The 6,636-nt window shown below is 73.0% G+C and carries 5 protein-coding genes; 3 read left to right on the forward strand and 2 right to left on the reverse strand.

All coding sequences use genetic code 11. From position 1 onward, the window contains the following. Positions 1-12 precede the first annotated feature (12 nt). The 3 genes from C8K30_RS20075 (at position 13) to C8K30_RS20085 (ending at position 4,207) form a co-directional block, all read left to right on the forward strand. A complete protein-coding gene (locus C8K30_RS20075) occupies positions 13-2,490 on the forward strand; it encodes a DNA topoisomerase (ATP-hydrolyzing) subunit A (protein WP_108494664.1) in 2,478 nt (825 codons plus the stop codon). Positions 2,491-2,580: 90 nt separating this feature from the next. Continuing rightward, positions 2,581-2,961, forward strand: a complete 381-nt coding sequence (locus C8K30_RS20080; RefSeq protein ID WP_108494665.1) for a YciI family protein — start codon at positions 2,581-2,583, stop codon at positions 2,959-2,961. Positions 2,962-2,977: 16 nt separating this feature from the next. After that, positions 2,978-4,207: a DUF6596 domain-containing protein gene (locus C8K30_RS20085; protein WP_108494666.1), complete on the forward strand. Its 1,230-nt coding sequence runs from the start codon at positions 2,978-2,980 to the stop codon at positions 4,205-4,207. Between the two features lie 43 nt (positions 4,208-4,250). Here C8K30_RS20085 and C8K30_RS20090 read toward each other — a convergent pair whose 3' ends face one another. Both C8K30_RS20090 and C8K30_RS31335 read right to left on the reverse strand, forming a co-directional pair. Beyond that, on the reverse strand, positions 4,251-4,961 hold the full coding sequence (locus C8K30_RS20090) for an alpha/beta fold hydrolase (RefSeq protein WP_108494667.1): 711 nt from the start codon (positions 4,959-4,961) through the stop codon (positions 4,251-4,253). A gap of 324 nt (positions 4,962-5,285) precedes the next feature. Next, positions 5,286-6,636 (reverse strand): HNH endonuclease signature motif containing protein (locus C8K30_RS31335; protein ID WP_233257295.1); only part of this gene is annotated, 1,351 nt, incomplete at its 5' end.

A 6,636-nucleotide genomic window follows, 5' to 3' on the forward strand; every position in this document is an offset into this window, starting at 1 on the left:
GCCCCACGAACCATGGCGCGCAAGCCGTCGCAGCCGCTCGACGAGAGCGAGATCCACGAGAAGGTCGTGGACATCGACGTCGCCTCGGAGATGGAGGCCTCGTTCCTCGAGTACGCCTACTCCGTCATCTACTCGCGGGCCCTCCCGGACGCGCGCGACGGCCTCAAGCCGGTGCAGCGCCGCATCCTCTACATGATGTCGGACATGGGGCTGCGCCCCGACCGCGCGCACGTGAAGTCGTCGCGCGTGGTGGGCGAGGTCATGGGAAAGCTGCACCCGCACGGTGACGCCCCGATCTACGACGCGCTCGTGCGCCTGGCGCAGGACTTCTCGCTGCGGCTGCCGCTCGTGGACGGGCACGGCAACTTCGGCTCGCTCGACGACGGCCCCGCCGCCCCCCGGTACACGGAGGCGCGCCTCGCGGCGTCGTCGATGGCGATGACCACGGGCCTCGACGAGAACGTCGTGGACTTCGTCCCGAACTACGACAACAAGCTCACCCAGCCCGAGGTGCTGCCCTCCGCGATCCCGAACCTGCTGGTCAACGGCGCGTCCGGCATCGCGGTCGGCATGGCCACGAACATGGCGCCGCACAACCTCGTCGAGGTCGTCTCGGCGGCGCAGCACCTGATCAAGAACCCCGAGGCCACGCTCGAGGACCTGCAGCGGTTCGTGCCCGGCCCGGACCTGCCGACGGGCGGCAAGATCGTCGGGCTGGAGGGCGTCCGCGACGGCTACCGCACCGGCCGCGGCAGCTTCCGGACCCGCGCCACCGCGCGGATCGAGAACGTCACCCCGCGCCGCAAGGGCATCGTCGTCACCGAGCTGCCCTACCTGGTCGGGCCGGAGAAGGTGATCGAGAAGATCGCCGACGGCGTCAAGGCCAAGCGCATCCAGGGCGTCAACAACGTGCAGGACCTCACCGACCGCACGCACGGGCTGCGCCTGGTCATCGAGGTCAAGACGGGCTTCGACCCGGACGCCGTGCTGGAGCAGCTGTACCGCGTCACGCCGCTCGAGGACTCGTTCGGCATCAACAACGTGGCGCTGGTCGACGGCCAGCCGCGCACGCTCGGCCTGGTCGAGATGCTGCGGGTCTGGGTGGAGCACCGCATCTCGGTGGTCCGGCGCCGCTCGCAGTACCGCCTGGACAAGCGCCTGGAGCGGCTGCACCTGGTGGACGGCCTGCTCATCGCGATCGTAGACATCGACGAGGTCATCCAGGTGATCCGGTCGTCCGACGACGCCGCCATCGCCCGCGACCGCCTGCGCGAGATCTTCGACCTGTCCGAGCCGCAGGCGTCCTACATCCTCGACCTGCAGCTGCGCCGGCTCACCCGGTTCTCCCGCATCGAGCTGGAGAAGGAGGCCGAGGAGCTGCGCCGCGAGATCGCGGAGCTCCAGGAGCTCCTCAACGACGAGAGGCTGCTGCGCCGCCTCGTCAGCACCGAGATGGGCGAGGTCGCCCGCACCTACGGCACGCCGCGCCGCACCGTGCTGCTCGACGCCGCGGGCGGGTCCGTCGGCTCGGTGGCGATCGCTCCCGCCAACGGCCGCAAGAAGGGCGCCGAGCCCATCGACCTGCAGATCAAGGACCTGCCCACCCGCGTAGTGCTGTCCGCGACGGGCCTGCTGGCCCGGCTGCCGGACGACGTCCCGGTGCCGCGCGACGGCAACCGCGCCGCGCACGACGCCCTGCGGGGCGACACCGCCGCGACGACCCGCGGACACGTGGGCCTCGTGACCTCGGCGGGCCGGATGCTCCGCATCTCGGTGCTGGACCTGCCCTCGCTCCCGCCGACCGACGGCGCGCCGTCGCTGTCCGGCGGCATCCCGGTCAGCGAGCTCGTGGAGCTCGAGCACGGCGAGACCGTGCAGGCGGTGACGGCGCTCGGCGCCGACGCCCCGACCGTCGCCCTCGGGACCGCACAGGGCGTCGTCAAGCGCATCGCGCCGTCGGACGCCCCGGCCAAGGGCGACGAGTGGCCGGTGATCGCCCTGCGGGAGGGCGACACCGTGGTGGGTGCCGCGGTCGTGGCCGACGACGACGAGCTGGTCTTCGTGGCCGACGACACCTCGCTGCTGCACTTCCCTGCCTCGTCCGTCCGGCCGCAGGGCCGGTCCGCCGGTGGCATGGCGGGCATCAAGCTCGGCGCGGACCGGCGGGCGGTGTTCTTCGGCGCCGTCCCCTCCGGGGTCGAGGCAACGGTGGTGACCATCGCGGGCTCGGCCGACTCGCTGCCGGGCGTTGAGGCCGGCGCGGGCAAGGTGACGCCGTTCGCGCTGTACCCCGGCAAGGGCCGCGCGACCGGCGGTGTGCGGTCGCAGCGGCTCCTGAAGGGCGAGGACGGCCTCATCCTGGCCTGGGTCGGTGCCACTCCCCCGCGCGCTCTCGGCGCCGGCGGTCAGCCGGTCGAGCTGCCCGAGGTGGACCAGCGTCGCGACGGCTCCGGTACCCCGATCGCGGCGCCGGTCGCGGTGATCGGCTGATCTGGCGAGAGTAGTTTCGTGGGAGCTGTCGATTCTGGCGCGGCTCGCCCGTCCAAGGCGTGTCAACATTCCACGAACGAGGAGCTCGACATGACTGACACCTGGGTCTTCCTGATCCGCGAGGGCGACTGGGACTCCGACGCCTACCTCCCGGAGAACCTTCGGGGGCAGGACCGCTCCGAGGACGAGGACATGGCCGCCCATGGGCGCTTCCAGCAGGCCGTCACCGACCTCGGCGCCAAGCTCACCGGCGGCGACGCGCTGCAGAACGCCAAGTACGGCGGGTGGGTCGCCGTCGGCAAGGACGGTGCCGAGCCGGTCTACACCGACGCCCCCTACACCGACACCAACGAGGTCATCACCGGCTTCTACGAGGTCGAGTGCGACGAGGCGACCGCACGCAAGATCGCGGCGCTCGTACCCAGCGGCAACGTGGTCGAGTGGCGCAAGGTCCTGCACTTCGACTCCTGAGTGCCGAGGTTTCTGAGTGCCGATCGACCCAGCGGCGTTCCGCACCGCCTGGCCCCAGGTGGTGCGGTCGCTCGCCGTGACCACGCGCAGCCTGGACAGCGGTGAGGAGTACGCCGCGGAGGCGTTCGCCCGCGCCGCGGCGCAGCCCGACGGCGCGATCGACGACCTCGTCGGCTGGTGCGTCCGGGTCGGCCGCCGCACTTGGCTCGACACGGTGCGCCACCAGAACGTGTTCGCCCGGCTCCAGCCCCAGCTCGCCCGTCCGGAGGTGGCCGACGTGGACGTGCCGACCGCGCCGGGCGACGACCTGGACGACCGCCTCGCACTGCTCTTCGTCGCCTGCGACGACGCGCTCGCGCCCGGCGCCCAGCTGGTCCTGGCGATGCGCGTGGTCTGCGGCCTCACGATCCGGCAGATCGCGGGGCACCTCGGCATCGCCGAGGCCACCGCGGCCGCACGGCTCACCCGCGCCAAGTCCGCGCTGGCCCGGGCCCGGGGCGAGTTCGCGGTGCCCGACGGCGCAGCGCGGGCCGCGCGGCTGCCCGTCGTGCTCGCGTGCGTCGCGGGCCTGTTCACCGTGGGACAGCGGGAGGGGCTCCAGCCCGCCGACGCCACGCAGGACCCCGCCCGTGACGCGTCGACGCTCGCCGAGGCCCTGGTCGCGGAGTACCCGGACGATCCCGAGGTGCTCGGCCTGCGCGCGGTGTGCCGCCTCGGCCTGGCAAGACGGCCCGGCCGAGTGCGCGACGGCGTCGCGCTTCCCCTCGACGAGGTGGACCGGTCCGTGTGGGACGGGCACCTGCTGAACGCCGGCCTGGACGACACCGCGGCCGCGCTCGCCCGCACCAAGCCGCCCGGGCGGCCCGGGCGCTTCGCGCTGGAAGCCGCGATCTCGGGCGTGCACGCCACGGCCCGCGACGCGGCGGACACGGACTGGCCCCGGCTCGCGCAGCTCTACGACGCGCTGCTGGACGCCTGGCCGTCCCCGGCCACGCGGGTAGCCCGCCTGGTGGTGCTCGGCCGGCTCACGATGCGCGACGGCGGCGACCTCGCCCCGGTCGAGCGCGAGCTCGAGGACCTGGTCGCCGACGGCCCGCCGTATGCCGCCCGCGACGCCAGCCTCACCCTCGCCGACCTGGCGCGACGGACCGGCCGCACCGACGAGGCGGCCGGCCGCTACCGAGAGCTGCTCGACGTGGTGCCCGCCGGACCCCTGCGCGAGTTCTGCCGCCGGTACGCCGGATAGCGGCCTGGCCGCCGGGTCGTCGGCGCCCGGTCAGCGCGCCGGGTCAGCGCGCCGGGGCGACCGCCGCGATCATCACCTCGGCCAGTTCCTTCGGCTTGGTGAACATCGGCCAGTGCCCCGTGGGCAGGTCGACGATCTCGTAGTCGGCCAGGGTCTTGAGCTCGGCTACGTACGGGTGGTCCTGCTCCATGAGCTGCCGCATCATCGCGCCCGGGAACTCGCACGCGATCACGGTGCCCGGGATGCCACGCTGCGCCACGCCGGGGTGGTGGTGGCCCTCGCGAACCGTCGCCCCCGGCTGCGGGACCGCTCGCGCGCGGAACTGGGCTCGCAGCTCGTCGGTGAGGTCCACGAGGTCCTCGTCCTCGAACTTCTCCCACGGCGGCAGCCGGTGGTCGACGACGTCGGCCGCCAGGCTCGCATCGATCGCCTGGCCCTCCGCCAAGGGGCCGCTGTCCACGTAGAGCACGCGCGCCACGCGCTCCGGGCGTAGGCCCGAGGCCGCGTACGCGAGCCCGCCGCCGGCCGAGTGGCCCACGAGCACCACCTCGGCGGGCTCGGGCACCGCGTCGATCGCGGCCACGACGGCGGCGACGTGGTCGCTCAGGTGGATGCCGGAGCGGTCCGCATCGACCGACTCGAGCCCGGGGAGTGTCAGCGCGTGCACGGTGTGCCCGGCCCCCTCCAGCGAAGGCACGACGCCGTCCCACGCCGAACCGTTCAGCCAGAACCCGGGGATCAGGATGATGTCCATGGGGCCGACGCTACGCCGGACCACTGACAGTGAGGACGCATGCGGCCTCGGGAGCCGTGGCTCGGCCGCTGACCGGCGTCCTGCTGGACTGCCCTCGGACTTGATCGCTCAAGACGTGGGGTCGCCGGAGCGGGGTGGGCGTCGGCGGGGTGGGCGTCGGCGGGGTAGGAGCTGGCGTCGGCGAGGTCGGCCCTGACATCGGCGGGGTCGGCGGCGCCGGGCGTCGGCGTGGTCGGCGCTGGCGTCGGCGGGGTCGGCGCTGGCGCCGGCGGGGTCGGCGCTGGCGCCGGTGGGGTCGGACCAGTTACGTGGACGGTGTGTCGCTTAGAACGGTGGCTGGTCGGGGTCGGGGTCGGTGGATTGGTTCGGGTTGGTGGGTATGGTTCCTGGCTCGGTGGTGGCGTATTGCCGGGGTAGGTGTTGGCCGGTGAGGGCTCGCAGGGTGAGGTCATGGCTGGTGTCGGGGTCGATCTGGTCGATCTCGATGTGGGTGTCCAGGACAGTGGGTGGTCGAGTGTGGGTCCGCCCGGTAGGGGTGGTCCAGGTCGTGATCCCGGTGTCGGGGTCACGGACGACGCCCCAGCCAGCGTGGGTCTTGAGGAGGTGGTGTTTGCGGCACAGGGCTTGGAGGTTCTGCGCGCGGGTCTGTCCCGCGGTCCCAGGCGGAAGTGCCGTGGGGTCGTGGTCGTGGTCGAAGGGTTCGATGTGGTCCAGGTCGCACCGGTTCGCGGGGGTGTCGCACCACCCGAACGTGCAGGTCTCGTCTCTTGCTTCGACTGCGGCGCGGAGCACCTTGCCGGGTTGGTAGGTGGTGGTGGAGTAGTCGGTCAGTACCCCGGTGATGGGGTCGGTGAGCAGGCGTTGCCAGGTCGCGTCGGTGGCGATCAGGCGGGCGGTGTCGGCGGGGATGGGTCCGTACCCGTCCAGGTTCCCGGGTGTGTCGTCCAGGCCGAGGAGCACGCTGGCCGGGATCGTGATGCGTACGACGGGCCGGGTCGGGGTGATCCGCACGACCTGCACCGTCTCGTGCACCGTCTCGTGTACGACCTGCTGGATGACGGGCGCCCGGCCACCGCACGTGCACACGGGTGCACCGGGCCCATCCACCACACCGGTCGCATCCGCCGCGTCGGCCGCGTCGGCCGCGTCGGCTGTGTCGGCCGCGTCGGCTGTGTCGGCCGCGTCGGCTGTGTCGGCTGTGTCGGCTGTGTCGGCTGTGTCGGCTGTGTCGGCCGCGTCGGCTGTGTCGGCTGTGTCGGCTGTGTCGGCTGTGTCGGCCGCGTCGGTCGCATCGGCCGCGTCGGTCGCGTCGGTCGCGTCGGTCGCGTCGGTCGCATCAGCGCTGCCGGACCGCCCACCGTTGGTGCCGCCGACGCACGAGTCGTCCGTGCCCGTGCCGGCCCTCGTCACCGACCCCGACCCCGTGCCCGTGGTCGTGGTCGTGCCAGGCGTTGTGCCAGTCGTCGTGCCCGTGCTCGTCATCGGGCCCGTCGCTGTCCCCGTCGCTGTCCCCGTCGTCGTGCTCGTCGCCGGGTCCGTGCTCGTACCTGTCGCCGTGCCGGTGCTGGTCTCGGTGTGGGTGAAGCGGTCGGCGGGTAGGAGGCGGCCGGTGATGATGCCGGTCAGGGAGTCGGCGCGCAGCTGGCTCAGGGTGCGGTCTTCGCCGGTGGTGTGT

The organism is Promicromonospora sp. AC04, assembly GCF_003058225.1.
Classification (GTDB): Bacteria; Actinomycetota; Actinomycetes; order Actinomycetales; family Cellulomonadaceae; genus Promicromonospora.